The sequence below is a fragment of the Klebsiella sp. JN_Kp126 genome (assembly GCF_033843325.1).
Classification (GTDB): domain Bacteria; phylum Pseudomonadota; class Gammaproteobacteria; order Enterobacterales; family Enterobacteriaceae; genus Klebsiella; species Klebsiella michiganensis.
Genome location: NZ_JAWXQV010000056.1, coordinates 236135 through 260601 on the forward strand (window position 1 = coordinate 236135; position 24467 = coordinate 260601).

A 24467-nucleotide genomic window follows, 5' to 3' on the forward strand; every position below is an offset into this window, starting at 1 on the left:
GTCACTTACTGGAGTAAGTTCCTGGGGATTCTCTGCGTTGCCGCGTTACTCGGCCTGCGGCCTCGCCCCTCCGGGGCCAGCGCAAGCGCTGTTCAAAGCACGAGTGCCTTGTCCTGCAACTCGAATTATTTAGGGTATAAATCGTTAGAGCAGGCAATAGTAAGGGGTTAAAACACGGCGTTTTCGCTACCAGCGATAGTCGTTTTTGGTTTCCCAATCGGTCACTTCTTTCTCTGCCTGGTCTTTGGCGTAACCGTAACGTTCCTGAATTCTGCCCACCAGCTGGTCGCGTTTGCCTTCAATGACGGTCATGTCATCGTCGGTCAGCTTGCCCCATTTTTCTTTCGCTTTACCTTTGAACTGTTTCCAGTTACCGCCGATTTCGTCTTTATTCATCATGCATTCCTCATCGTTCGGTTATCGTTCGGTGAATGAACAGCCCGCTGTGTGCCGGACATGACTTAACTATAGATGAGTATTCTGAGTAAGATTTATTATTCGGAATCTTTAACCATCAGATGCACCAAATGCATTACGAAAACCAGGTTCCGCGCTGCCAGTGGCGCCGCCAGATAACCGCCAGAGAAACGCCGCGCAGAGCGAGAAAGACCGTCAGCGCCAGCCACAGTCCGTGGTTGCCGAGCGGCGGTACCGTCAGCAGCGTCAGGGCAAACCCCGCCGCCGCTACCGCCATGCTGTTGCGCATCTCCGCCCCCCGCGTCGCGCCGATAAACATGCCGTCCAGCAGGTAGCACCAGACGCCAATGACCGGCAGGATCATCTGCCAGACCAGATAGCGGTAGGCCAGCTGCTGCAGCGAAGGCAGCGAGGTCAGCAAAGCGATAATCTGCTCACCGGCAAGGCCGTAAATCAGCGCAAACGCCAGCGCTACCATCCCTGACTGGCGGCAGGCCGCGTGCCAGACGGCAAGCAGTTGGCTGTCGTCGCGCGCGCCGTAGGCCTGCCCGGAGTGCGCCTCAACGGCGTAGGCAAAACCGTCCAGCGCATAGGCGGTAAAGGTCAGCATCGTCATGAGGACCGCATTGACCGCGACGATATCAGCGCCAAGGCGGGCGCCAAATACCGTCACCGCCCCGAAGCAGAGCTGTAGAAGCAGCGAGCGCAGCATGATGTCGCGATTCAGCGCCAGCAGGCGGCGTATATCGCCGCGCCAGGCGTTTTTCAGCATCGACAGGGAAACGCCGCGCAGCGCCAGCACGCGTCTCGCCATCAGCAGGCCAATAAAGAAAGTGACGTATTCTGCGGTGACCGTCGCCAGCGCCGCCCCCTGCACGTTCATATGCAGGCCCATCACCAGCCATAAATCGAGCACGATGTTGAGGACGTTGCCGACCACCAGCAGGATCACCGGCGCTCTGGCGTACTGCACGCCCAGCAGCCAGCCCAGCAGGACCAGATTCGCCAGCGATGCCGGCGCGCTTAGCCAGCGGAGCTCCAGGAAGCGTCTGGCCTGTTCGAGCACGGCTTCGCTACCGCCGACGATATGCAGCGCCAGGTCGATTAACGGCATCCGTAAGAGCACAATCGCCGCCCCGGCGGCCAGCGCCAGAACCAGCGGCTGCACCAGCGCACGCGCCAGCCGCTGCGGATCTTTTGCGCCAAACGCCTGCGCCGTCAGTCCGGTGGTACTCATTCGCAGGAACAACAGCAGCATAAAGAGGAAGCTGGTCGCCGTTGCGCCAACTGCTACGCCCCCCAGATAAACCGGGCTGTCGAGGTGGCCAATAACGGCGGTATCCACCAGCCCCAGCAGCGGAACGGTGATATTGGAGAAGATCATGGGCAGCGCTAAGCGCCACAGGGCTTTGTCGGCGGCGTTAAAAAGCATGGAGAAAGAGCCCAAATGAGGAAAAACGGCGCAGCATCATGCATCAGGTGATGATGCCGCGAGGTGAAGAGATTACTGCCAGTTGCCGTTGCGGATAACGCCAACGGCCAGGCCTTCAATAGTGAAGCTTTGCTCGCGAAGGTCCACCACGATCGGCGAGAATTCGCTGTTTTCCGGCAGCAGTTCAACGACGTTACCCTGCTTTTTCAGTCGCTTCACGGTAACTTCTTCGTCGATGCGCGCCACAACCACCTGGCCATTGCGCACATCCTGCGTTTTATGGACGGCCAGCAGGTCGCCATCAAGAATACCGATGTCTTTCATCGACATACCGCTAACGCGCAGTAGAAAATCCGCATTCGGCTTAAACATAGCCGGATCGACCTGATAGTGACCTTCAATGTGCTGCTGGGCCAGCAGCGGCTCACCCGCCGCGACGCGGCCAATAAGCGGCAGACCCGTTTCTTCTTCCGTCAGCAGACGAATACCGCGGGAGGCGCCGGAAACGATCTCGATTGCGCCTTTACGCGCCAGCGCTTTCAGGTGTTCTTCCGCCGCGTTTGGGGAACGGAACCCCAAGCGCTGAGCAATCTCCGCACGCGTCGGCGGCATGCCCGTCTGGCTGATATGATCCCGAATGAGATCAAACACCTCTTGCTGCCTGGTCGTTAACGCTTTCATTCCGCCCCCTGGGTGTATATACAGTTATGCTGTGAGTATATACAGCTAACGGTGATTTTGGAACCACATTTCACACAAAAATCAGGAGTTTCTTTCCGTTTTGCGAGCCGCTACGCCAGGCGTTAGCGGTAGTTTGCCCATAAAAGCGTTCCCCACGCGATCAGCGCGATGATAATCGCCAGCAATACCGCCGCCGATCCCATGTCTTTCGCTCGCCCCGACAGCTCGTGATGTTCAGGGCCAATACGGTCAACAACCGCCTCAATCGCGCTATTGATAATTTCAACTATCATCACTAGCAGGACCGAGCTAATCAACAGCACCCGGGTGATGGCATCGACGTCTAACCAGCAGGCGATCGCCACGGCAACAACGGCCGCGATGCCTTCCTGACGAAAGGCGGCCTCGTTGACCCACGCCGCCCGGAATCCTTTCCAGGAATACCCTGCCGCTTTAATAATTCGGGTTAACCCAGTGGTATTATTGGCCATCAAACAAACCTTTTTATGTAAATGACGTCAATGAGTGTACGCGTTTGCCGCGTTACAACGGAAATTTTGCGCACTTTCTGTTATTCTTGCGGCGCATTTGCATGATTAACCAGAGGCTTCACATCGTCTATGTCTGGCTGGCAACGAATTTACTATAAATTACTGAATTTACCATTAAGGGCGCTGGTAAAAAGCAAGTCGATTCCGGCACAACCTGCTCAGGAATTAGGCCTGGATACCTCGCGTCCCATTATGTATGTCCTGCCCTACAATTCGAAGGCGGACCTGCTGACGCTGCGCGCGCAATGTCTGGAACATGAGTTACCGGACCCGCTGGAGCCGCTCGAGATCGACGGCGGCCTGCTTCCGCGCTACGTATTTATCCACGGCGGACCGCGCGTGTTTACCTATTACACGCCGAAAGAAGAGTCTATCAAGCTCTTTCACGACTATCTGGATTTGCACCGCAACCATCCCGATCTTGACGTGCAGATGGTGCCGGTTTCGGTGATGTTCGGTCGCGCGCCGGGGCGTGAAAAAGGCGAGGTGAACCCGCCGCTGCGCATGCTCAACGGCATTCAGAAATTCTTCGCCGTTCTGTGGCTGGGCCGCGACAGCTTTGTCCGTTTCTCGCCTTCGGTCTCGCTGCGTAAGATGGCGGACGAACACGGTACCGATAAAACCATCGCCCAGAAGCTGGCCCGCGTGGCGCGCATGCACTTCGCCCGTCAGCGTCTGGCGGCGGTCGGCCCGCGCCTGCCCGCGCGCCAGGATCTGTTTAATAAACTGCTGGCGTCGAAAGCCATTGCCCGTGCGGTAGAAGACGAAGCCCGCAGCAAGAAAATTTCTCATGAAAAGGCGCAGCAAAACGCTATCGCCCTGATGGAAGAGATCGCCGCAAACTTCTCCTATGAGATGATTCGCCTGACCGACCGCGTGCTGGGCTTTACCTGGAACCGGCTGTATCAGGGCATTAACGTGCATAACGCCGAGCGCGTGCGCCAGCTGGCGCATGAAGGCCACGAGATCGTTTATGTCCCGTGCCACCGCAGCCATATGGACTATCTGCTGCTCTCTTACGTCATTTATCATCAGGGCCTGGTGCCGCCGCATATCGCCGCCGGTATCAACCTGAACTTCTGGCCCGCCGGTCCGATCTTCCGTCGCGGCGGCGCGTTCTTTATTCGCCGTACGTTCAAGGGCAATAAGCTCTACTCAACCGTATTCCGCGAATATCTCGGCGAGCTGTTCAGCCGCGGCTATTCGGTGGAGTATTTCGTTGAAGGCGGGCGTTCGCGTACCGGACGCCTGCTGGATCCGAAAACCGGCACCCTGTCGATGACCATTCAGGCGATGCTGCGCGGCGGTAATCGCCCCATCACCCTGGTGCCGATTTACATCGGCTACGAGCACGTGATGGAGGTCGGTACCTACGCCAAAGAGCTACGCGGTGCGACGAAAGAGAAAGAGAGCCTGCCGCAGATGCTGCGCGGCTTGAGCAAGCTGCGAAATCTCGGCCAGGGCTACGTTAACTTCGGCGAACCCCTGCCGCTGATGGCCTATCTGAACCAGCATGTGCCGGACTGGCGCGAGTCTATCGACCCTATCGAAGCGGTTCGCCCTTCCTGGCTGACCCCGACGGTGAATAATATCGCCTCGGATCTGATGGTGCGCATCAATAATGCCGGCGCGGCTAACGCCATGAACCTGTGCTGTACCGCGCTTCTGGCATCGCGTCAGCGTTCACTGACCCGCGAGCAGCTCACCGAGCAGCTTGAGTGCTATCTCGCCCTGCTGCGCAACGTGCCATATTCAGCGGATGCGACCACGCCTGCGGCTTCGGCCAGCGAGCTGATTGACCACGCGCTGCAGATGAACAAGTTCGAAGTCGAGAAAGATACCATTGGCGATATCATCATTCTGCCGCGCGAGCAGGCCGTCCTGATGACCTACTACCGCAACAACATCGCCCATATGCTGGTGATGCCGTCGCTGTTAGCCGCCATCGTCACTCAGCATCGTCGTATTACCCGTGCCGAAATCCTGCGTCACGTCGAGATGTTCTATCCGTTCCTGAAGGCCGAGCTGTTCCTGCGCTGGGAAAAAGCGGAGCTGGCGGGCGTCGTCGATGCGCTGATCGCTGAGATGCAGCGTCAGGGCCTCATCGCCCTGAACGACGATGAGGTGAGCGTCAATCCGTCTCATGCCCGTTCTCTGCAGCTGTTGGCCGCAGGCGCGCGCGAAACGCTGCAGCGCTACGCCATTACCTTCTGGCTGCTGAGTGCCAACCCGTCAATCAACCGCAGTTCGCTGGAGAAAGAGAGCCGCACCGTGGCGCAGCGCCTGTCCGTTCTGCACGGCATCAACGCGCCGGAGTTCTTCGATAAGGCGGTGTTCAGCACGCTGGTGTTGACCCTGCGTGACGAAGGCTATATCAGCGATACCGGGGACGCCGAGCCGGAAGAGACGTTGAAGATCTACCGCATGCTGGCGGATCTGATTACTTCGGATGTGCGATTAACGATTGAAAGCGTTACCCAGGATGAAGCGTAACGTTTAAAGAGATGTCCCGGCCTGCGCCGGGCTACCGGACCCTGCAGTTTTGTAGCCCGGCTAAGGCGTTTACGCCGCAAGCCGGGAAACCCACAGCGCTACTGCATATATCCCATCGCCAGGCCGAGAAACAGCACCAGCCCCACGTAGTTATTGTTCATAAACGCCTTAAAGCAGGCATCGCGTTCGCGTTTAAATATCAGCTTCTGCTGCCAGGCAAACAGCGCCGCGGCGATAAACAACGACCAGTAATACTCCCAGCCCAGCCCGCTCAGCCAGCCTACCGCGGCCATCAGGCCCAGTACCGCCACCTGTAAAATACCGATGATTAAGCGATCGTTGTCGCCAAAGAGAATCGCCGTCGATTTGATACCGATTTTGACGTCATCATCACGATCGACCATCGCATACTGGGTATCGTAGGCCACCGCCCACAGGATATTGGCGAGGAACATCAGCCAGCAGCTCAGCGGCAGCGATTCGCTGACCGCCGAAAAGGCCATCGGGATCGACCAGCCGAACGCCGCGCCCAGCACGACCTGAGGCAGGTGGGTATAGCGCTTCATAAACGGATATACCCATGCCAGCGCCAGCGCCGCTACCGACAGCAGAATGGTCATGGTGTTCAGGGTCAACACCAGCAGAAACGAAAGCAGCACCAGCACGACAAACAGCGTCCGCGCCTCCTTTTCGCTAACGTCGCCGCTCGGCAACGGGCGGTGGGCCGTCCGTTTGACGTGGCCGTCAAACTTGCGATCGGCATAGTCGTTGACCACGCAGCCTGCGGCGCGCATCAGCCAGACGCCGGCGACAAAAACGGCGAGGATCCATAGCGGCGGTATCCCCGGCGTCGCCACCCACAGCGCCCATAGCGTCGGCCACAGCAGCAGCAGCGCGCCAATCGGTTTGTCAGTACGCATCAGGCGGTGAAACGCCAGCAGCTTGTTCTGCGTCAGACTCCACTCCATTTCATTTTCCTCTTAATACAACGGCGATGCAGGCAAAAACAGTTCCGTCAGCAGCAGCGGTTTGCCGCTCAACCGGAGGCGGGAACGACGCCCCCACAGCTCTGCATGACGACCAATTTCAATAAAATCACGGGTTAGCGTCGATGACGTGAAGAGATAGCGGCCCAACGGCGTTTGCCCCAGCTGTTGCAGCGCCAGTTCGGGGCCGCTCAGCGTTGATTCGGGCACTATCGTGCGCCCGGCCAGCCAGGGTTCACCGTTGGCGCAAAGAATGATTTCCCGCAGCCAGTAGCGGGGTTCGCTCGGTAACAGGGGCGCCTCACCGGCCAGCGCGTCGCGTCCAACAAAACTTTCGTTAACCATGATGACGCTGACTTTCTTCCCCTGCTGCTCAAAGCGTTTGGTCATTGAGTCTTCCAGCAATAGCCAGTCGCGCAGATGCGCATCCAGCGGGGGCATAGCGGCAAAATAATGCAGCGCACGCAGTTGCGTAAGCGCAGGATGTGGCATGCCTGAATCTCCGGTACATAACGTAAAGGTATTGTATCGCAGAATGGGGCATCGGGGGCGGGCAAACGTCAATATACGATCATCCGCGCAACAGCCGTGCAACAGAGGCTGCGGCGCGCTAAAAAAAAGTGCGCCCTGACGGACGCACCTAAAGGCTGTGCCTAAACATCAGCATTGCGGGGAGACGGTCACCCCTTGCCTTTTACACTGCTGATAAAGGTGGAACGAGCAGATTTCGAGCCAAGACGTTCAGCTTCGTTCATCAATTTCAGGGCTTTATCGATATCGCCTTTCGCAACCGCCTGCTTAATGCCGTTGTTGAAATAGGTTTCGGTGTCATCAAGCATCGGTTCGCTTTTCGCCGCCGGAGCCGGGGCCGGCGCGACAACCGGCGCTGCGGTATTGCCAACGGTCACCGGGCCATTGCCGGAAGAGCCAAACAGCGGACCAACCAGCACGCTGGAGCCGCTATTGGTTTTGACTTTTAGCTTCAGCACGCCATCGGTGGTGTGGCGGGCAATCGGGTCTGGAATATCCGGCACGGCATTGCCCGCGCCTTTAGCGTAAGCTTTCGCCGGATCCAGCAAAGTCGTGGTTTGTTGTAAATCTTTTTCCGTCGTAAAGACCAGCACGTAAAGCTTCTGCTGCCCCAGCGCCGGGGTCAGGCGCATGACGCCTTCAAGCCGATCCGCGGTCATTACGCCGGGCTGCTGATAGGTAAAATAGCTGCTGGGGAAGAACGCGGATGGCGTCATATTCTGATCGAGAATCAGCACGTTCGGCGCAAAAATCTGTTTTTGCTTATTCACTTCGCTCGTGAGCGTCAGGGTCAGTTCGCCAATATTCGCCGGAACGCTCCAGGCCGCAACCGGGCCGGAGATGCCGGCAACATCCAGGCGCTGGCCGCCCGTGAGTAAATCAACGGTCTGCGTTTTAGATTGATCGACTGGCGTCCAGACGAGCTGCTGCAGGGCAGCGCCGGGGATGGCGGGCGCTGCGCTGGTGTTTTGCGGGACAAAGTTGACGTCGGCAAGGCTCATTCCCGGCGCGCATGCCAACATTCCTGCGGATAAACACAGGGCGACGAGAGTTTTCTTCATTTTCATTGTTCTCACCTCGGATAGCGTAGGTTTAGCGGTGGCCAGGCAATAGCGCGCTAATCCTGAAGAATCAGGAGGGGCAGAGCCCCTCCGTGTCACTACATGATTACGGCGGTGTTACCACCAAACTTCCATCTGCGCACCGAAGGTCACTTCGCTATCGTTACCGCGGCTGGAGGTGTAAACCCCGTTACCGCTGCCGTCTTTAGTCTGCAGACCGGAGGTGTTGCTGTAGCCCCAGTTCTCATCCCATTTTGCGTAGGTCGCGAAAATACGGATTGCCGGGCGAGACCAGACGCTGTTACCCGCCTGCCATTGCTGGGCCAGGGTAATTTTGTACTGGTTGTTGTTTTCGCTGGTGCGCTGGGATTTCACGTTGTCGTAACCGACTTCCAGCTGGGTGCTCATGATCGGCGTCCATTTGTACATCGGACGAACACCGACGGTGTACCAGGTAGAACCGTTGTTGCTGTCCAGGTCCACGTCCTGGTACATCGCAACGTACATCAGGCCCCAGTCATCGTTGAAGTCCATCGCGCCGTGATCCAGAACGCGGATCATGCTGCCGTTGTTATCGATGCTGGTTCCCTGGGAGTGACCGCTGTTCCAGGAGGTCATCGAGTCGGTCGCATACTGAACAACAAACTTGTTGAAGCCGCCCCAGATAGACTGAGTATGTTCACCGGTGAACATCCAGCCGTCTTTTGATGCGCCATCAACCAGACGGTAATCGTCCTGCGGGTTAGCGCGTCCATAATCCACGCCTAACTCCAGTACGCCGCCCGGGTTGATTTCCATACCGGCCAGACGCACGTCAAAGACGTCGTTTGCGGTTTTAGCAGCAAATTTCTTGGTGTCATCGCTGGAGAAAGTGTAAGAACCGCCGCTTTCTGAGTTACGCGTGGCCGCCAGAGAGAGTTTACCGAAGCCGAGGTCAACGTTTTCCAGACCCGCACCCGGGCCGGAGATATCCCAGTAGTAGAAGTCGATCATGTGAACGTCATGACGCTGGTAGAAGCGCTTACCGGCCCACAGGGTAGAACCCGGCAACCAGTCAATCAGGTTTTTACCCTGGATGTTAGCTTCACGAAACGCCGGAGAGGTACTTTCCCAGTCATCTTCCTGATTTACGGAATAAGCGACGTTAGTATCGAAATAAAAACTCTTATCACCTTCTTTCCACAACTCCTGGCCCAGCTTCAGTTCCGCATAGGTTTCACATTCGTTGCCAAGACGGTATTTGCTTTGAGCACCCGTGGCTTTGAAGCACTGTTGCTCACCGCCGCTGCCGGTCCAGCCGATACCAGAACGAGCGTAGCCGTGGAAATCAACGGCCAGCGCCTGAGCAGACATAACGCCTGCCGCAACGGCGACCGCCAGTGGAAGTTTGCGCAGAGTAATCATCATTCTATCTCCTGAGATCATTGCTTTTCTTTGAACGCTTCGCCTGTTGTTGCGCCTGTTTATCGACGCTGCAGGGTGCACGTTTTTTTAATGGGAAGCCTTACACGCCCGGCTCTTTATGCAGCCGACGACAAGCGGTGCCATCCTCACGGAATAAATGGCAGCGCTCCGGCGGCAAACCGATGGCGAATGTGGCTCCCTCTTCTACCAGCACCACGTCGTTCTGGCGGTAAACCAGGTTTTGACGGATGGATGGGATCTGGATATGAATTTGCGTTTCGTGGCCGAGCTGTTCGACCACCTGAACTTCACCTTCAAGGGTGACGTCGGCGATATCGCTGGGCAGCAGATGTTCCGGGCGAATCCCTAAGGACATGTTGGCGCCGACCTGAACGCGGGCGCTGTCCACCGGCAGCCAGACCTGCTGACGGTTCGGCAGCTCCACCTGCACCTGCTCAATGGCGGTAGCGGTGACTTTCACCGGCAGGAAGTTCATCTTCGGCGAGCCAATAAAGCCCGCGACGAAACGATCCGCCGGGTAGTGATAGAGTTCGAGAGGCTTCCCGACCTGCGCGACGCGACCGGCGTCCAGCACCACAATCTTGTCGGCCAGGGTCATCGCTTCGACCTGGTCGTGGGTCACGTAAATCATCGTGCGGCCAAGACGCTTATGCAGACGGGAAATCTCAATGCGCATCTGCACGCGCAGCGCGGCATCGAGGTTAGAGAGTGGTTCATCCAGCAGGAACACGCGCGGTTCAGCCACCAGAGTACGGCCAATCGCCACGCGCTGACGCTGACCGCCGGAAAGCGCTTTCGGTTTGCGCTCCAGCAGATGGGCCAGCTGAAGAACCTCCGCCACCTGAGTCACGCGCTGGTTAATCAGCTCTTTTTTGGCGCCGGCCAGCTTCAGGCCAAAAGACATGTTTTCCGCGACGGAAAGGTGGGGGTAAAGCGCATAAGACTGAAACACCATCCCGATACCGCGCTCGGCGGGCGGGACATCATTCATTCGGGTATCGCCAATCAGCAGATCGCCGCTGGTCACCGTTTCCAGCCCGGCAATCATACGCAGCAGGGTGGATTTGCCGCAGCCTGATGGCCCAACAAACACGACGAACTCCCCATCCTGGATCTCGAGATTGATATCTTTCGATACCACTACGTCACCCCAGGCTTTCGTTACATTTCGCAGCTGTACGCTCGCCATGCCCTTCTCCCTTCGTTACAACCTGTCACTTAACGACACATTCAAGATGGGCTGACTATGCGGCATTCATAAATAGGGTAAATCCTCCACCCCCCGGCTTTTTTATGGGGGAGGAGGCGGGAGGATGAGAGATTGCGTCTCGCCGCCGGGGGGGACGGACGGACGTCGATTTCGTGATGTAGCCTGCAAAATTGGCCGCCTTTTTATGTGCTCCAGGACTCATAACCGGCATTTCTGCAATGGAGATCACACTATCGGGGGATGGGGCGTAGACATGGGGAGGATGGAAAGAGGTTGTTAAAAAAGGAAACTCATCACCGTTAAGCCACTCAAGTGTATCCACGAGCACATCACCAAATAGGACGGGTATATGAAAATCAAAACTGGCGCTCGCATCCTCGCGCTGTCTGCATTGACCACGATGATGTTTTCCGCCTCTGCCCTCGCAAAAATCGAAGAAGGTAAGCTGGTTATCTGGATTAACGGCGACAAAGGCTACAACGGCCTCGCTGAAGTGGGTAAAAAGTTTGAAAAAGACACCGGCATTAAAGTATCCGTAGAGCATCCGGATAAGCTGGAAGAGAAATTCCCGCAGGTTGCCGCGACCGGCGACGGCCCTGACATCATCTTCTGGGCTCACGACCGTTTTGGCGGCTACGCGCAGTCCGGCCTGCTGGCGGAAATCACCCCGGATAAAGCGTTCCAGGACAAACTCTATCCGTTCACCTGGGATGCGGTTCGCTATAACGGCAAGCTGATTGCCTACCCGGTTGCCGTTGAAGCGCTGTCGCTGATCTATAACAAAGACCTGGTGCCAAACCCGCCGAAAACCTGGGAAGAGATCCCGGCGCTGGATAAAGAACTGAAAGCGAAAGGTAAGAGCGCGCTGATGTTCAACCTGCAAGAACCGTACTTCACCTGGCCGCTGATCGCCGCCGACGGCGGTTATGCGTTCAAGTTTGAAAACGGCAAGTACGACGTGAAAGACGTAGGCGTGGATAGCGCTGGCGCGAAAGCGGGCCTGACCTTCCTGGTCGACCTTATCAAGAACAAGCATATGAACGCCGACACCGACTACTCCATCGCGGAAGCGGCATTCAACAAAGGCGAAACCGCGATGACCATCAACGGTCCGTGGGCGTGGTCTAACATCGATAAGAGCAAGGTTAACTACGGCGTTACCCTGCTGCCGACCTTCAAAGGCAACCCTTCTAAACCGTTCGTTGGCGTACTGAGCGCCGGTATTAACGCCGCCAGCCCGAACAAAGAACTGGCGAAAGAGTTCCTCGAAAACTACCTGATGACCGATCAGGGTCTGGATGAAGTGAACAAGGACAAACCGCTGGGCGCGGTCGCGCTGAAATCCTTCCAGGAAAAACTGGAAAAAGATCCGCGTATCGCCGCCACCATGGCTAACGCCCAGAAAGGTGAAATCATGCCGAATATTCCGCAGATGTCCGCCTTCTGGTATGCCGTTCGTACCGCAGTGATCAACGCCGCTAGCGGTCGCCAGACCGTCGATGCGGCGCTGAAAGACGCACAGGCTCGTATCACCAAGTAATACGGTTTCCCTTATTTCTTAGGGAATAAGGTTTGTTGAATACGTTGTTACGCGAAATCATTCGCGCTACATCGAGGCGGCAAGGATGCAAATCCCCAGGAGCTTACATCAGTAAGTGACTGGGGTACGCATCCGCAGCCAACAAAGAGGTAGCGCGAAGGATAAAGTGTAAAGAGGATGATCCCCATGGATGTCGTGAAAAAGAAGCACTGGTGGCAAAGCCCGCAGCTCACATGGTCTGTGATCGGCTTGCTGTGCCTGCTGGTGGGTTACCTTGTTGTTTTGATGTACGCCCAGGGGGAGTACCTGTTTGCCATCATGACGCTGATTTTGAGCTCGGTTGGCCTGTATATTTTTTCCAATCGCAAGGCCTACGCCTGGCGCTATGTTTATCCGGGTCTCGCCGGGATGGGGCTGTTCGTCCTGTTCCCGCTGATCTGCACTATCGCTATCGCTTTCACCAACTACAGCAGCACTAACCAGCTGACCTTCGAACGCGCCCAACAGGTGCTGATGGACCGCTCCTTCCAGGCAGGGAAATCCTACACCTTCGCGCTTTATCCGGCGGGAGATGAGTGGAAGCTGGCGCTGACCGACGGCGAAAGCGGCAAAAACTATCTTTCCGACGCCTTTAAATTCGGCGGCGAACAGAAGCTGGCCTTAAAAGAGGCAGACGCCCTGCCGGAAGGCGAGCGCGCCACGCTGCGCGTGATTACGCAAAACCGTACCGCCCTGAACCAGCTGACCGCCGTGTTGCCGGATGAAAGCAAAGTCATTATGAGCTCCCTGCGTCAGTTCTCCGGTACTCAGCCGCTGTACGCGCTGGCCAGTGACGGCACGCTGACCAACAACCAGAGCGGCGTGAAATACCGTCCGAACGCCGAGGTCGGTTTCTATCAGGCGATCAACGCCGACGGTAGCTGGGGCAGCGAAAAGCTCAGCCCGGGCTACACCGTGACCATCGGCTGGGATAACTTCACTCGCGTGTTCCAGGATGAAGGCATTCAGAAACCGTTCTTCGCGATTTTCGTCTGGACGGTGGTGTTCTCCGTTCTGACCGTGATTCTCACCGTTGCGGTCGGCATGGTGCTCGCCTGTCTCGTCCAGTGGGAAGCCCTGAAAGGTAAAGCGATTTACCGCGTACTGCTGATTCTGCCTTACGCCGTACCGTCGTTTATCTCGATTCTGATTTTCAAAGGGTTGTTCAACCAGAGCTTTGGTGAGATCAACATGATGCTCAGCGCGCTGTTCGGCATCAAGCCGGCCTGGTTTAGCGACCCGACCACCGCGCGTACCATGATTATCATCGTCAACACCTGGCTGGGCTATCCGTACATGATGATCCTGTGCATGGGCCTGCTGAAAGCGATTCCTGACGATTTATATGAAGCCTCGGCAATGGATGGCGCTACGCCGTTCCAGAACTTCTTCAAAATTACGCTGCCGCTGCTGATCAAGCCGCTGACGCCGCTGATGATCGCCAGCTTCGCCTTTAACTTTAACAACTTCGTGCTGATTCAGCTGTTGACCAACGGCGGGCCGGACCGGCTCGGCACCACCACGCCGGCGGGCTACACCGACCTGCTGGTGAGCTATACCTACCGTATCGCCTTTGAAGGCGGCGGCGGTCAGGACTTCGGCCTTGCGGCGGCTATCGCCACGCTGATCTTCCTGCTGGTAGGCGCCCTGGCGATTGTTAACCTGAAAGCCACACGTATGAAGTTTGATTAAGGGAGATAACGATTATGGCTATGGTTCAACCCAAATCTCAGAAGCTGCGCCTGTTCACGACGCACCTCCTGCTGCTGATTTTTATCGCGGCGATTATGTTCCCGCTGCTGATGGTCATCGCTATCTCTCTGCGCGAAGGGAACTTCGCCACCGGTAGCCTGATCCCCGAAAGTATCTCCTGGGAGCACTGGCGGCTGGCGCTCGGCTTCAGCGTCGAACACGCTGATGGTCGCGTCACGCCGCCCCCCTTCCCGGTGCTGCTGTGGCTGTGGAACTCCATCAAGGTGGCAGGCATTACCGCCATTGGCATCGTCGCGCTTTCTACCACCTGCGCTTACGCTTTTGCCCGCATGCGCTTCCCGGGTAAAGCAACGCTGCTGAAAGGGATGCTGATTTTCCAGATGTTCCCCGCGGTGCTGTCGCTGGTCGCGCTGTACGCCCTGTTTGACCGTCTCGGCCAGTACGTGCCGTTCGTCGGCCTGAATACCCACGGCGGCGTCATCTTCGCCTACATGGGCGGTATCGCGCTGCACGTCTGGACAATCAAAGGTTACTTCGAAACCATCGACGGCTCGCTGGAAGAAGCGGCGGCGCTGGACGGTGCGACCCCATGGCAGGCTTTCCGCCTCGTGCTGCTCCCGCTGTCGGTACCGATTCTGGCGGTGGTGTTTATTCTGTCGTTCATCGCGGCGATTACCGAAGTGCCGGTGGCCTCCCTGCTGCTGCGCGATGTGAACAGCTATACCCTTGCGGTCGGAATGCAACAGTATCTCAACCCGCAGAACTATCTGTGGGGCGACTTTGCCGCCGCGGCGGTGCTTTCCGCCATTCCGATTACCGTGGTGTTCCTGCTGGCCCAGCGCTGGTTGGTTAACGGCCTGACGGCTGGCGGAGTGAAAGGTTAATTTTTTTGTAACACCCGCCCCAAATTTCAGATGAGGGCCGACGGTTTAGCGGTAATGCGCGACCCCAACCGGGTATTACCGCCGTCGCCCTCAGCTGAAAAAGTAAGGCAAATGCCACTGCTATCCTCAACTGGACCCTACATAAATTCTATTTGTGACTGTTGGTCAGCGGCCCTGGAGGCCGCTTTTTTTATTCGCGCTTCAGTCGGTTGGAGTTACACAGCCAGAGCGTTATCACCAGAATCAGGATCGCCGCGGAGTAAATCAGCACCGCCATAGGCGACTCATGATCGATAATGATCAGGCGGACGATTGCGGTGATGCCGATATAGACAAAGTAGCGCAGCGGGAAGTGAAATCCCGACTCAAAGTACTTCACTATCAGCGCGATAAACTCGAAATAGAGGAAGTAGACCACCAGCCCTTCCACCAGCTTGTACTTGCTGACAGGCTCCGGGGTGAACAGGACGTGCGCCAGATGCAGCGTCTCCTTTCCCAGAAATACGATCAGAATGACCCCCAGGCACAGCAGGCCAAGATTCAAAACGGTTTGCATTGCGGTTGCAATAAAACTCACCAACGGACGATAAACCGGCGGCATAGGTACACCTCATCATCATGATTTCCTGTGACCTGTATAACGCAAAAATGTGATCCAGATCTACATTTGTGAGTCCCTTCTTTCCACTGCTTGCCTTTCTCATCTCCGACGAAATACGTAAAAAGAGAAATTTTTACTTTCGGCAACGCTGTGAGGTAGTTAACTAAATCCCTTTTTATGTTCAAAAAACAGAATATAAATACCCGTCAAATCAGTTAATTAACCATAATAAGATCACAATTTTACAATATTGTAATAAGCGAATATTTTTCTCTTTCAGGCATAAATTACGCCCGCATTAGAGTAAGTTTTTCCTTAGAAATTGACTTAGCATACTCGCAGATTAATAAACCCTCGTTAGCGGAACGATATAAAATATGACTACTGAACACTCATCCCTGTTTATAAACTGGCTAAAAAAAGAAGTGGCTCCGGCATTAGGCTGTACGGAACCCGTTGCTATTTCTTTTACCGCCGCTTACGCTGCGAAACATTTAGATACGGCTTGTCAAAATATTAGCGGTTTTATTTCTGCGAACCTGTACAAGAATGCGATGGGCGTAACTATTCCGGGCACTTCCGTCAGCGGGGTGGCGCTCGCAGCCGCCATCGGCGCATTTGGCGGCGATGCGGATAAAGGTTTAAAAACGCTGGAGGGAATTACCGAACGGCATGTTGAATTAGCCCAGATGTTAATTGCCGATGGCCAGGTCAATATTAGCGTGAAAGATACTCCTGACTTTATTCATCTGGATCTGACGCTAACGGGTGGCGAAAAGAGCTGCCGCGTGGTGGTCAAGGGCACGCATACCAATATCGTTGAGCTGTATATTAATGGCGAAGCGCAGGTGCTGGCGGACAAACAGAGTACGGTAACGCAGCAGGAAACATTAGCAACCTTCTCGCTTGCGGAAGCCTTTAATTTTATTAACGAGGTCGAATTCGCCGACATCGCATTTATTCTCGAAGCCGCCCGGCTCAATTCGGCGCTGGCGGAGGAAGGTAAAAGCAAAAAATACGGCTTGAACATCAACGGCACCTTCTCTGATGCGGTAAAAAATGGCCTGCTCAGCAACGATCTGCTGAGTAAAGTCATCATCAATACCGTCGCCGCATCCGACGCGCGAATGGGCGGAGCCCCCGTCGTCGCGATGTCTAACTTTGGTTCCGGTAACCAGGGTATCGCCGCCACCATGCCGGTAGTGACGGTCGCGGAGCATCTTAACGCCGATGAAGAGACCCTCGCGCGGGCGCTGGCGCTCTCCCACCTGACCGCCATATCGATCCACTCCCGCTATACGCGTCTGTCCGCGCTATGCGCGGCGTCCACGGCAGCGATGGGCGCCGCGGCAGGCATGGCGTGGTTATTTACCCGTGACCTGAAAACAATTAATACCGCTATTATTAATATGATCAGCGATATTACCGGCATGATTTGTGATGGCGCCTCTAATAGCTGCGCAATGAAAGTGTCATCCGTGGTTTCCAGCGCCTTTAAGGCCGTACTGATGGCCATGCAAAATAGCTGCGCTGGCTCTAATGACGGCATTGTTTGCGCTGACGTTGAGCAGACTATTAATAATCTCTGCCGTCTGGTAATTAAGCCTATGGCCTATACCGATAAAGAAATCATCAACATTATGGTAGCAAAGTAATCATTAATTAGCGTTTTAATGTACCTTACACAAATAATTAATCTCCTGAATACAACAGGTATTGCTTATGAACAAAAAAGTTATTCTACGGGGTATGAGCGCCATACTTCCCCTGTGCATCGGCGACTTTCCGTTTTCATTTATTGTCGGCGCGCTAAGCGTTAGCGCCGGGATGAGTATCTGGCAAAGTACGGCATGGTCGACGATTGTCATTGCCGGTTCGGCACAAATGCTGGCGTTAAATATGCTAAAAACCGGAGCGAGCCTTGGGGTGATTATATTCACCACGCTGATAATTAATCTTCGCCATGTGCTTTATAGCGCCTCTATTTCCAGTACGGTACGCGAAGCCTCCTTCTTTAAAAAATGCTTTATGGCGTATGCCCTGACCGATGAAGTGTACGCCACGACGGTGAAAGAGATGGAGGAGAATAAAAAAGATAAATATCTTTTCTATTTTTCAGCAATGCTGACGTTTTGGTTCGCCTGGGTGCTGGCCGATTTCCTTGGCGCTCTGGTTGGCGCCTCTTTTCCGCACATTGAAAAATATGGTCTGGACTTCGCGATGGTCGCCGCATTTATCGCCATCGTGGTCCCACAAATCAAAAGCCAGGCCTGCACCGTCGCCGCCGTTGTTGCTGCCGTATCCGGGGTACTTTTGGTCGTACTGCCCTACTCGTTAGGTATCGTCGTCGCGTCCGTACTGGGCGTAATGGCGGGCCTGAGCGTCGATCTCGCCGAAGAGCGTAAACAGGCGCAGGCCGCTGACAAACTCTCTCTCGAAGGAGCGCTGGAAAATGAGTAATAGCTTTTTTATCGCCCTGACGCTGGGCATGGCCGCCGTGACCTTTCTTATTCGCTTCTCGTTCATTGGCCTCGCCGGGAAGATTCAGATGTCGAGCCGGGTCAGCAAAACGCTGCGTTTTGTGCCGGTGACCGTGCTGCCGGCCATCATCACGATTCAGATCCTGAGCGTGAACTCCAGCATGGAGTTCGATTTGAAAAACCCGAAGGTGATCGCCGCGATTATCTGCACGCTCGCCAGCTTCCGCCTGGGCCTGGTCTGGGTCGTCGTCAGCGGCGTCGGTTCACTGGTTTTGCTCAACTATTTCATGTAATCACCTATCAGAAGGAATCAACAGAATGATAATTACCACCGCCGCTGCGCCTGCCGCCATTGGCCCGTATGTTCAGGGAGTAAATCTGGGTACCATGACGATGACCTCAGGGCAGCTCCCGGTCAATCCGCAGGACGGCACCATGTCTGACGACATCGCTCAGCAGACGCGACAGTCGCTGGACAACGTTAAGGCTATCGTTGAAGCGGCGGGTTTGCAGGTGAAAAACATCGTTAAGACGATGGTCTTCGTCAAGGATCTGAATGACTTCGCCACCATCAACGCGGTGTATGAAGCGTTCTTCACCGAACACAACGCGGCCTTTCCGGCCCGTTCCTGCGTCGAAGTCGCCAGACTGCCTAAAGATGCGGGCATTGAGATCGAAGCCATCGCCGTCGCCTGATCCCCGGCCGGAGGCCATCCTCCGGCCACTTCTTATCCCCCCCACTTTTGAGGTTTACCCGCAGCGAACTTTACGGGCAAAATATCGCCACTTCTTTGCGAGGAACGCAGAATGCTAAAGATTCGTCTTGCACGTCCGGAAGATGCGGCTTTACTCAACGAAATGGCCAATGCCAGCTATCGCCACCACTTTGCCCACCTCTGGCACAACGCCGATGAAATGGAGCACTACCTGCAGCAAGAGTATTCCATGGCCGCGCTGGCGCACAGCCTGGCCGATCCGCAGTGCTGCTGGTTGATTGCTGAGGCAGAGGAGCCAATTGGCTTTGCTAAATATGCCTGCCGCCAGGACATCAACCCCGAAGGCCCTACGGGTACGCTATTGCATAAACTCTATCTATTACCTGACGCTACCGGGCATCGCTACGGCGAGCAGATATTTCGCGCCGTCGAGAAGCGAGCGAAAGAGACCGGTGAAAGCTGGCTATGGCTGGAAGTGCTCGCCGCGAATACCGGTGCCCGCCGTTTTTATGAACGTCAGGGGATGCAGCACGTGAAGGATGTGGCATTTCATTCTGCAACCCAGGAAAGCACACTCCATATTCTGGCTAAACCAATCTGAGAGGCAGCATGCATACCCTTCGTGAAACCGCCATTCGCAACGTCGCCAGCGGCGAAAACGTGGTGATTTACCAGCCCGCCAACCTTTACGACTGCACGCTTGGCGATAACGTCTTCGTCGGGCCGTTTGTAGAGATTCAGGGCCATACCCGTATCGGCAACGACAGCAAAATTCAGTCCCACACCTTTATCTGCGAGTACGTGACCATCGGCGAGCGCTGTTTTATCGGCCACGGCGTGATGTTCGCCAACGATATGTTCCGCGAGGGAAAGCCCAACGCCGACCGCGCAAGCTGGGGAAGAATTGTGATTGGCAACGATGTGTCTATCGGCAGCGGCGCAACCATTCTGGCGGTCAGCATCTGCGATGGGGTCGTGATTGGCGCGGGCAGCGTGGTGACCAAATCCATTACGGAGAAAGGCGTGTGGGCCGGGAACCCGGCAAAGCTGCTGCGGCGGCTATAACAAAAATGCCGGCCACATGGGCCGGCATTGCGAACGTTTTAGCGATTATGCGCGCCAGGATTTATAGCGGTTAATCAGGCCGTTAGTGGAGCTGTCGTGGCTGCTCACTTCGGAACCATCTTTCAGCTCCGGCAGGATGCGGTTAGCCAGCTGTTTGCCCAGCTCAACGCCCCACTGGTCGAAGGTGAAGATGTTCATAATCACGCCCTGGGTGAAGATTTTGTGCTCATACAGGGCAATCAGCGCGCCCAGGCTGAACGGCGTAATTTCACGCAGCAGGATGGAGTTGGTGGGGCGGTTGCCTTCAAACACTTTGAACGGCACCACGTGTTCCAGGGTCGCCGGATCTTTACCCTGATCGCGATATTCCTGCTCAACCACTTCGCGGGATTTACCAAACGCCAGCGCTTCGGTCTGCGCAAAGAAGTTGGACAGCAGCTTCGGATGGTGATCGGACAGCGGGTTATGCGTAATCGCCGGCGCGATAAAGTCGCAAGGCACCATTTTGGTCCCCTGGTGAATCAGCTGGTAGAACGCGTGCTGACCGTTGGTACCCGGCTCGCCCCAGATGATTGGGCCAGTCTGGTAATCCACGGCGTTGCCGTTACGGTCAACGTATTTACCGTTGGATTCCATGTTGCCCTGCTGGAAGTAGGCGGCAAAACGGTGCATATACTGGTCGTACGGCAGAATCGCTTCGGTTTCAGCGCCGAAGAAGTTGTTGTACCAGATGCCGATCAGCGCCAGCAGCACCGGCAGGTTTTTCTCAGCCGGCGTGGTGGAGAAGTGTTTGTCCATCGCGTGCGCGCCGGAGAGCAGCTCAACAAAGTTGTCGAAGCCCACGGACAGGATGATGGACAAGCCGATGGCTGACCACAGAGAGTAACGGCCGCCAACCCAGTCCCAGAACTCAAACATATTGGCGGTATCAATACCGAACTCGCCAACCGCTTTACCGTTGGTCGAAAGCGCGGCGAAGTGTTTCGCGACGTGCTTCTCATCGCCGGCGGTCGCCAGGAACCAGTCGCGCGCGCTGTGGGCGTTGGTCATGGTTTCCTGAGTAGTAAAGGTTTTCGACGCGACCAGGAACAGGGTGGTTTCGGGGTTCACCGTTTTCAGCACTTCGGCGATGTGGGTACCATCGACGTTAGAAACAAAATGCATATTCAGGTGATTTTTGTACGGGCGCAGCGCTTCGGTCACCATGAACGGGCCGAGGTCGGAGCCGCCGATACCGATGTTGACGACGTCGGTAATCGCTTTACCGGTGTAGCCTTTCCAGCTGCCGGAGATAATGGCTTCGGAGAAGGTTTTCATCTTCTCAAGCACGGCGTTCACTTCCGGCATCACGTCTTTGCCATCAACCAGAATCGGAGTATTGCTGCGGTTACGCAGCGCAACGTGCAGCACCGCGCGGTCTTCCGTGCGGTTAATCTTCTCGCCGGAGAACATGGATTTAATGGCGTCTGCCAGGAAGGTCTCTTTGGCCAGGTCCTGCAGTTTTGCCAGCGTCTCTTCGGTGATGCGGTTTTTGGAAAAATCCACCAGCATCAGATCGTCGAACGTGGCGGAGAATTTAGAGAAACGATCGCTATCCTTCGCGAACAGATCCGCGATGGTAACGTCTTTCATTTCATCAAAGTGTTTCTGTAATGCCTGCCAGGCAGAGGTCTGCGTTGGGTTGATGTTTTTCATTAGCAATACTCTTCTGATTTGAGAATTGTGACTGCGGTCGATTGTAGCGCCGGTGACGAAAAATTGTGATGATTTTTGTGTTATGCCGATGATACGCGTCAGGATTAGAGCCAATTTGGCGCAAATCGCCCCTCATAGTATAGACATCATAAGGTTTTTTTCTGTCAGCGACTCGCGCATGAAAAATCCGCATAACCCTGACGTTGACATACTTCGCCTGAAGCCTTTATATAACGGCAGTACCTACATATACGTAGGTAGGTATGGATCGCGCATTTCACGCTACAGCGAAAGGGTATTGCAGGGGGGTATAATGTCCCGCGTCCCCCTGGCAAAGTGAAAGACGTCGGTAATTGCCAGAAGAGGTGCGTTGCCCAGGTAACCGTATTGGAGGAGCCAGTCCGGGGAAAATACGTGAGGGGGAGCAACGCCGAGGTGAATAAGCGTCTGGTTACGCTCATCACCGGCCACAGGGGCTGAATCCCCTGGGTTGTCACCAGAAACGTTCGCAGTCGGGCGTTTCATACTCGCCGTCTGATGCACAGCATCGGCAAGCGGGTCTACAAGGTGGAGCACTTCTGGGTGACATCGTAGTTTGTTTATCGCTCTGCGCCCACCCTGTTTTTCGCTCTTCCCTTGTGCCATGGCTGAATAATTTGGCCTGGCTTATTAAGACATTTTATTGCAATCCGGTTGCGTCCAGCCCCGCCAGGATTGGTTTTCTGGAATCGTTTTAATAAGTCAGGCCCCCTGACACGAGGTTGTTATGACAGACTTAGTTGTAGCCAAGTTCGGCGGCACCAGCGTTGCCGATTTTGATGCCATGAACCGCAGCGTGGACGTCGCGCTGCTGGACGCCAATACCCGCGTGGTGGTGCTTTCCGCCTCAGCGGGGGTGACCAACCTGCTGGTCGCCTTAGCAGAAGGGCTGGAACCCGGCGAACGTTTCGCGAAGCTCGATGCCATGCGTCAAATCCAGTTCAATATTCTGGAGCGTTTGCGCTATCCCAACGTTATTCGCGATGAAATTGAGCGCCTGCTGGAAAACATCACCACCCTGGCGGAAGCCGCCTCCCTGGCCAGTTCAACCGCGTTAACCGACGAACTGGTCAGCCACGGCGAACTGATGTCTACTCTGCTGTTTGTCGAGATCCTGCGCGAGCGCGGTATCGCCGCCCAGTGGTTCGACGTGCGCAAAATTATGCGCACCAACGACCGCTTTGGCCGCGCGGAACCGGATATTGCCGCCTTATCCGAATTAACCCAGCAGCTGCTGGCCCCGCGTCTTGCGGAAGGCGTGGTGATCACCCAGGGCTTTATTGGCAGCGAAGCCAAAGGCCGCACCACCACGCTTGGCCGCGGCGGCAGCGACTATACCGCCGCGCTACTCGGCGAAGCGCTAAACGCCACCCGCGTCGACATCTGGACCGATGTTCCGGGTATCTATACCACCGACCCGCGCGTCGCCCCGGCGGCCAAACGCATTGACGTTATCGCTTTTGAAGAAGCGGCGGAAATGGCGACCTTTGGCGCGAAGGTCCTGCATCCGGCTACCCTGCTCCCCGCCGTGCGCAGCGATATTCCGGTATTCGTCGGCTCCAGCAAAGAGCCGAAAGCCGGCGGCACGCTGGTGTGCAAAAACACCGAAAACCCGCCGCTGTTCCGCGCGCTGGCGCTGCGCCGCAAGCAGACGCTGCTAACCCTGCACAGCCTGAATATGCTGCACTCACGCGGTTTTCTGGCCGAGGTATTCAGTATTCTGGCCCGCCACAGTATCTCCGTCGATCTGATCACCACGTCGGAAGTGAGCGTGGCGCTGACCATGGATACCACCGGTTCGACGTCGGCTGGCGATACCCTGCTCACCCAGGGACTGTTGACCGAACTTTCCTCTCTGTGCCGCGTTGAGGTCGAGCAGGATCTGGCGCTGGTCGCCATCATTGGTAATGAACTGTCGAAGGCGTGCGGCGTCGGTAAAGAGGTGTTTGGCGTACTGGACCCGTTTAATATTCGTATGATTTGCTACGGCGCATCCAGCCATAACCTGTGCTTCCTGGTCCCGGGTGCGGATGCCGAAAAAGTGGTGCAGAAGCTGCATCATAATCTGTTCGAGTAATAGCGAATAAAATGGCCCGCCATTTCTGCCGGGCCATTTTTAGTTTCCCATCACCGTGGTCATCAGCAATCTGTCCAACTCCCTGACATCACCGCTCCGGCTCTCAGGCAGCGCTGGCGGGATTGCGCCTCTGAGCAGCTCGGACTGAATAAACGCATGCAGCAGCGGTCGACGCGGGCCGTTTTCCGCCTCTCCTGCGCGCTGTTTACGTTCCAGCAGCTCGTCTATTTCCGCACGTAGACCCGCTGCCAGCTCGCTTCCTGCCAGCAGTTCATCAAAGCGCATCGGCGGCACGCCTTTTCCCGCTTCAACCCAGCGGACGGCCAGCAGCGGGCGCAGTACGTAAAAGTACTTTTTCAGCCGCACCCGTTCGCCTTGCAGATAGCCGCGAAAATTTTTACGGGCCATCGAATAGTAATGCCAGCGGGCGCGAACCGGAGAAAACCAATGCGGTATCACTTTCTTCAGCGCCTGAACCGTCGCGTCATCCTGCTGATACACCACCGGTGAATCCAGCCATTCGATCAGCGTCGGGTTCGCCCCTTTCAGCAGACCCAGCGCCTTGCGCCACTCCCAGCCGCAGACGTCCAGCTCATCGTCGATGGGCAGCTCAATAACATCGCGCGGGGGATCCACCCGCAGGTACCACTCCAGCGGGTGAACGTAGAGAAACCGCACATCATAATCGCTGTCCGGCGAGGCAAAGCCCCAGCCCCGGCTGCCGGATTCGCAGGCGTAGAGCACTCTGACGCCGTAGCGCTGCTCCACGTCTTTTAACTGCCGCCGCACCTTATGGCGCATGGCGGCGCTTACAGCGTGATACGTCATTTT

23 protein-coding genes and 1 riboswitch are annotated in these 24467 nt (G+C 55.9%); of the genes, 11 read left to right on the forward strand and 12 right to left on the reverse strand.

Annotated elements, in window-relative coordinates:
• Positions 1-186: 186 nt before the first annotated feature.
• The 4 genes from SIK97_RS12945 to SIK97_RS12960 all read right to left on the reverse strand — a co-directional run bounded on the left by SIK97_RS12945 (position 187) and on the right by SIK97_RS12960 (position 3021).
• Complete coding sequence (locus tag SIK97_RS12945) at positions 187-396, reverse strand: CsbD family protein (RefSeq protein ID WP_004137568.1); 210 nt, start codon at positions 394-396, stop codon at positions 187-189.
• Positions 397-532: 136 nt separating this feature from the next.
• Positions 533-1849: an MATE family efflux transporter DinF gene (gene dinF, locus SIK97_RS12950; RefSeq protein ID WP_032750018.1), complete on the reverse strand. Its 1317-nt coding sequence runs from the start codon at positions 1847-1849 to the stop codon at positions 533-535.
• 72 nt (positions 1850-1921) lie between these two features.
• Positions 1922-2530: a transcriptional repressor LexA gene (gene lexA, locus SIK97_RS12955; protein ID WP_004097774.1), complete on the reverse strand. Its 609-nt coding sequence runs from the start codon at positions 2528-2530 to the stop codon at positions 1922-1924.
• Between the two features lie 122 nt (positions 2531-2652).
• The gene (locus SIK97_RS12960) at positions 2653-3021 is read right to left on the reverse strand and encodes a diacylglycerol kinase (RefSeq protein WP_014227539.1); all 369 of its coding nucleotides are present in this window, start codon (positions 3019-3021) and stop codon (positions 2653-2655) included.
• Positions 3022-3150: 129 nt separating this feature from the next.
• On the opposite strand from SIK97_RS12960, the gene plsB reads away from it, so the two are divergent.
• On the forward strand, positions 3151-5574 hold the full coding sequence (gene plsB / locus SIK97_RS12965; protein ID WP_004097770.1) for a glycerol-3-phosphate 1-O-acyltransferase PlsB: 2424 nt from the start codon (positions 3151-3153) through the stop codon (positions 5572-5574).
• A gap of 98 nt (positions 5575-5672) precedes the next feature.
• Here plsB and ubiA read toward each other — a convergent pair whose 3' ends face one another.
• From ubiA to malK, 5 genes are all read right to left on the reverse strand, one after another.
• Entirely contained in the window at positions 5673-6542 is an 870-nt protein-coding gene (gene ubiA, locus SIK97_RS12970; RefSeq protein ID WP_014227538.1) for a 4-hydroxybenzoate octaprenyltransferase, read from the reverse strand.
• Between the two features lie 12 nt (positions 6543-6554).
• Positions 6555-7052, reverse strand: a complete 498-nt coding sequence (gene ubiC, locus SIK97_RS12975) for a chorismate lyase (RefSeq protein WP_032747490.1) — start codon at positions 7050-7052, stop codon at positions 6555-6557.
• A gap of 188 nt (positions 7053-7240) precedes the next feature.
• Positions 7241-8158: a maltose operon protein MalM gene (gene malM / locus SIK97_RS12980; protein WP_014837132.1), complete on the reverse strand. Its 918-nt coding sequence runs from the start codon at positions 8156-8158 to the stop codon at positions 7241-7243.
• Positions 8159-8269: 111 nt separating this feature from the next.
• Positions 8270-9559, reverse strand: coding sequence for a maltoporin (locus tag SIK97_RS12985; protein WP_014227535.1), 1290 nt, complete (start codon positions 9557-9559; stop codon positions 8270-8272).
• Positions 9560-9656: 97 nt separating this feature from the next.
• Positions 9657-10766, reverse strand: a complete 1110-nt coding sequence (gene malK, locus SIK97_RS12990; RefSeq protein WP_004097762.1) for a maltose/maltodextrin ABC transporter ATP-binding protein MalK — start codon at positions 10764-10766, stop codon at positions 9657-9659.
• Positions 10767-11136: 370 nt separating this feature from the next.
• On the opposite strand from malK, the gene malE reads away from it, so the two are divergent.
• The 3 genes from malE (at position 11137) to malG (ending at position 14963) form a co-directional block, all read left to right on the forward strand.
• Entirely contained in the window at positions 11137-12327 is a 1191-nt protein-coding gene (gene malE, locus SIK97_RS12995; protein WP_014227534.1) for a maltose/maltodextrin ABC transporter substrate-binding protein MalE, read from the forward strand.
• A 186-nt stretch (positions 12328-12513) separates the two neighbouring features.
• Positions 12514-14058, forward strand: a complete 1545-nt coding sequence (malF, locus tag SIK97_RS13000) for a maltose ABC transporter permease MalF (protein WP_032747489.1) — start codon at positions 12514-12516, stop codon at positions 14056-14058.
• A 14-nt stretch (positions 14059-14072) separates the two neighbouring features.
• The gene (malG, locus tag SIK97_RS13005) at positions 14073-14963 is read left to right on the forward strand and encodes a maltose ABC transporter permease MalG (protein WP_004097756.1); all 891 of its coding nucleotides are present in this window, start codon (positions 14073-14075) and stop codon (positions 14961-14963) included.
• Positions 14964-15153: 190 nt separating this feature from the next.
• Here the strand turns inward: malG and psiE are convergent, their stop codons facing one another.
• On the reverse strand, positions 15154-15564 hold the full coding sequence (gene psiE, locus SIK97_RS13010) for a phosphate-starvation-inducible protein PsiE (protein ID WP_004097754.1): 411 nt from the start codon (positions 15562-15564) through the stop codon (positions 15154-15156).
• Positions 15565-15941: 377 nt separating this feature from the next.
• Here psiE and SIK97_RS13015 point away from each other — a divergent pair, with 377 nt between their 5' ends.
• The 6 genes from SIK97_RS13015 to SIK97_RS13040 all read left to right on the forward strand — a co-directional run bounded on the left by SIK97_RS13015 (position 15942) and on the right by SIK97_RS13040 (position 19825).
• A complete protein-coding gene (locus SIK97_RS13015; RefSeq protein ID WP_057172979.1) occupies positions 15942-17219 on the forward strand; it encodes a serine dehydratase subunit alpha family protein in 1278 nt (425 codons plus the stop codon).
• Between the two features lie 67 nt (positions 17220-17286).
• Entirely contained in the window at positions 17287-18024 is a 738-nt protein-coding gene (locus SIK97_RS13020) for an AzlC family ABC transporter permease (protein WP_004097750.1), read from the forward strand.
• Positions 18017-18337, forward strand: a complete 321-nt coding sequence (locus tag SIK97_RS13025) for an AzlD domain-containing protein (RefSeq protein ID WP_004097748.1) — start codon at positions 18017-18019, stop codon at positions 18335-18337. Before SIK97_RS13020 ends, SIK97_RS13025 begins: the two co-directional genes overlap by 8 nt.
• A gap of 25 nt (positions 18338-18362) precedes the next feature.
• Positions 18363-18740, forward strand: a complete 378-nt coding sequence (locus tag SIK97_RS13030; protein WP_004097745.1) for a Rid family detoxifying hydrolase — start codon at positions 18363-18365, stop codon at positions 18738-18740.
• A 111-nt stretch (positions 18741-18851) separates the two neighbouring features.
• Positions 18852-19361: a GNAT family N-acetyltransferase gene (locus tag SIK97_RS13035; RefSeq protein WP_057172978.1), complete on the forward strand. Its 510-nt coding sequence runs from the start codon at positions 18852-18854 to the stop codon at positions 19359-19361.
• An 8-nt stretch (positions 19362-19369) separates the two neighbouring features.
• Complete coding sequence (locus SIK97_RS13040; protein ID WP_057172977.1) at positions 19370-19825, forward strand: acyltransferase; 456 nt, start codon at positions 19370-19372, stop codon at positions 19823-19825.
• Between the two features lie 45 nt (positions 19826-19870).
• On the opposite strand, the gene pgi is transcribed toward SIK97_RS13040, so the two are convergent.
• Positions 19871-21520 (reverse strand): glucose-6-phosphate isomerase, encoded by a 1650-nt coding sequence (gene pgi / locus SIK97_RS13045; RefSeq protein ID WP_004097737.1) that lies wholly within the window; start codon positions 21518-21520, stop codon positions 19871-19873.
• 352 nt (positions 21521-21872) lie between these two features.
• Positions 21873-22106, forward strand: a riboswitch (Lysine riboswitch).
• A 180-nt stretch (positions 22107-22286) separates the two neighbouring features.
• On the opposite strand from pgi, the gene lysC reads away from it, so the two are divergent.
• Entirely contained in the window at positions 22287-23636 is a 1350-nt protein-coding gene (gene lysC / locus SIK97_RS13050; RefSeq protein ID WP_004097732.1) for a lysine-sensitive aspartokinase 3, read from the forward strand.
• Positions 23637-23675: 39 nt separating this feature from the next.
• Here lysC and SIK97_RS13055 read toward each other — a convergent pair whose 3' ends face one another.
• Complete coding sequence (locus SIK97_RS13055; protein ID WP_025107707.1) at positions 23676-24464, reverse strand: DNA polymerase beta superfamily protein; 789 nt, start codon at positions 24462-24464, stop codon at positions 23676-23678.
• Positions 24465-24467: the final 3 nt, after the last annotated feature.

What these genes read in the sequence shown, in the direction of transcription:
- SIK97_RS12945 (WP_004137568.1), bottom strand. Translation starts at nt 396, where the DNA reads ATGAATAAAGACGAAATCGGCGGTAACTGGAAACAGTTCAAAGGTAAA.
- dinF (WP_032750018.1), bottom strand. Translation starts at nt 1,849, where the DNA reads ATGCTTTTTAACGCCGCCGACAAAGCCCTGTGGCGCTTAGCGCTGCCC.
- lexA (WP_004097774.1), bottom strand. Translation starts at nt 2,530, where the DNA reads ATGAAAGCGTTAACGACCAGGCAGCAAGAGGTGTTTGATCTCATTCGG.
- SIK97_RS12960 (WP_014227539.1), bottom strand. Translation starts at nt 3,021, where the DNA reads ATGGCCAATAATACCACTGGGTTAACCCGAATTATTAAAGCGGCAGGG.
- plsB (WP_004097770.1), top strand. Translation starts at nt 3,151, where the DNA reads ATGTCTGGCTGGCAACGAATTTACTATAAATTACTGAATTTACCATTA.
- ubiA (WP_014227538.1), bottom strand. Translation starts at nt 6,542, where the DNA reads ATGGAGTGGAGTCTGACGCAGAACAAGCTGCTGGCGTTTCACCGCCTG.
- ubiC (WP_032747490.1), bottom strand. Translation starts at nt 7,052, where the DNA reads ATGCCACATCCTGCGCTTACGCAACTGCGTGCGCTGCATTATTTTGCC.
- malM (WP_014837132.1), bottom strand. Translation starts at nt 8,158, where the DNA reads ATGAAAATGAAGAAAACTCTCGTCGCCCTGTGTTTATCCGCAGGAATG.
- SIK97_RS12985 (WP_014227535.1), bottom strand. Translation starts at nt 9,559, where the DNA reads ATGATGATTACTCTGCGCAAACTTCCACTGGCGGTCGCCGTTGCGGCA.
- malK (WP_004097762.1), bottom strand. Translation starts at nt 10,766, where the DNA reads ATGGCGAGCGTACAGCTGCGAAATGTAACGAAAGCCTGGGGTGACGTA.
- malE (WP_014227534.1), top strand. Translation starts at nt 11,137, where the DNA reads ATGAAAATCAAAACTGGCGCTCGCATCCTCGCGCTGTCTGCATTGACC.
- malF (WP_032747489.1), top strand. Translation starts at nt 12,514, where the DNA reads ATGGATGTCGTGAAAAAGAAGCACTGGTGGCAAAGCCCGCAGCTCACA.
- malG (WP_004097756.1), top strand. Translation starts at nt 14,073, where the DNA reads ATGGCTATGGTTCAACCCAAATCTCAGAAGCTGCGCCTGTTCACGACG.
- psiE (WP_004097754.1), bottom strand. Translation starts at nt 15,564, where the DNA reads ATGCCGCCGGTTTATCGTCCGTTGGTGAGTTTTATTGCAACCGCAATG.
- SIK97_RS13015 (WP_057172979.1), top strand. Translation starts at nt 15,942, where the DNA reads ATGACTACTGAACACTCATCCCTGTTTATAAACTGGCTAAAAAAAGAA.
- SIK97_RS13020 (WP_004097750.1), top strand. Translation starts at nt 17,287, where the DNA reads ATGAACAAAAAAGTTATTCTACGGGGTATGAGCGCCATACTTCCCCTG.
- SIK97_RS13025 (WP_004097748.1), top strand. Translation starts at nt 18,017, where the DNA reads ATGAGTAATAGCTTTTTTATCGCCCTGACGCTGGGCATGGCCGCCGTG.
- SIK97_RS13030 (WP_004097745.1), top strand. Translation starts at nt 18,363, where the DNA reads ATGATAATTACCACCGCCGCTGCGCCTGCCGCCATTGGCCCGTATGTT.
- SIK97_RS13035 (WP_057172978.1), top strand. Translation starts at nt 18,852, where the DNA reads ATGCTAAAGATTCGTCTTGCACGTCCGGAAGATGCGGCTTTACTCAAC.
- SIK97_RS13040 (WP_057172977.1), top strand. Translation starts at nt 19,370, where the DNA reads ATGCATACCCTTCGTGAAACCGCCATTCGCAACGTCGCCAGCGGCGAA.
- pgi (WP_004097737.1), bottom strand. Translation starts at nt 21,520, where the DNA reads ATGAAAAACATCAACCCAACGCAGACCTCTGCCTGGCAGGCATTACAG.
- lysC (WP_004097732.1), top strand. Translation starts at nt 22,287, where the DNA reads ATGACAGACTTAGTTGTAGCCAAGTTCGGCGGCACCAGCGTTGCCGAT.
- SIK97_RS13055 (WP_025107707.1), bottom strand. Translation starts at nt 24,464, where the DNA reads ATGACGTATCACGCTGTAAGCGCCGCCATGCGCCATAAGGTGCGGCGG.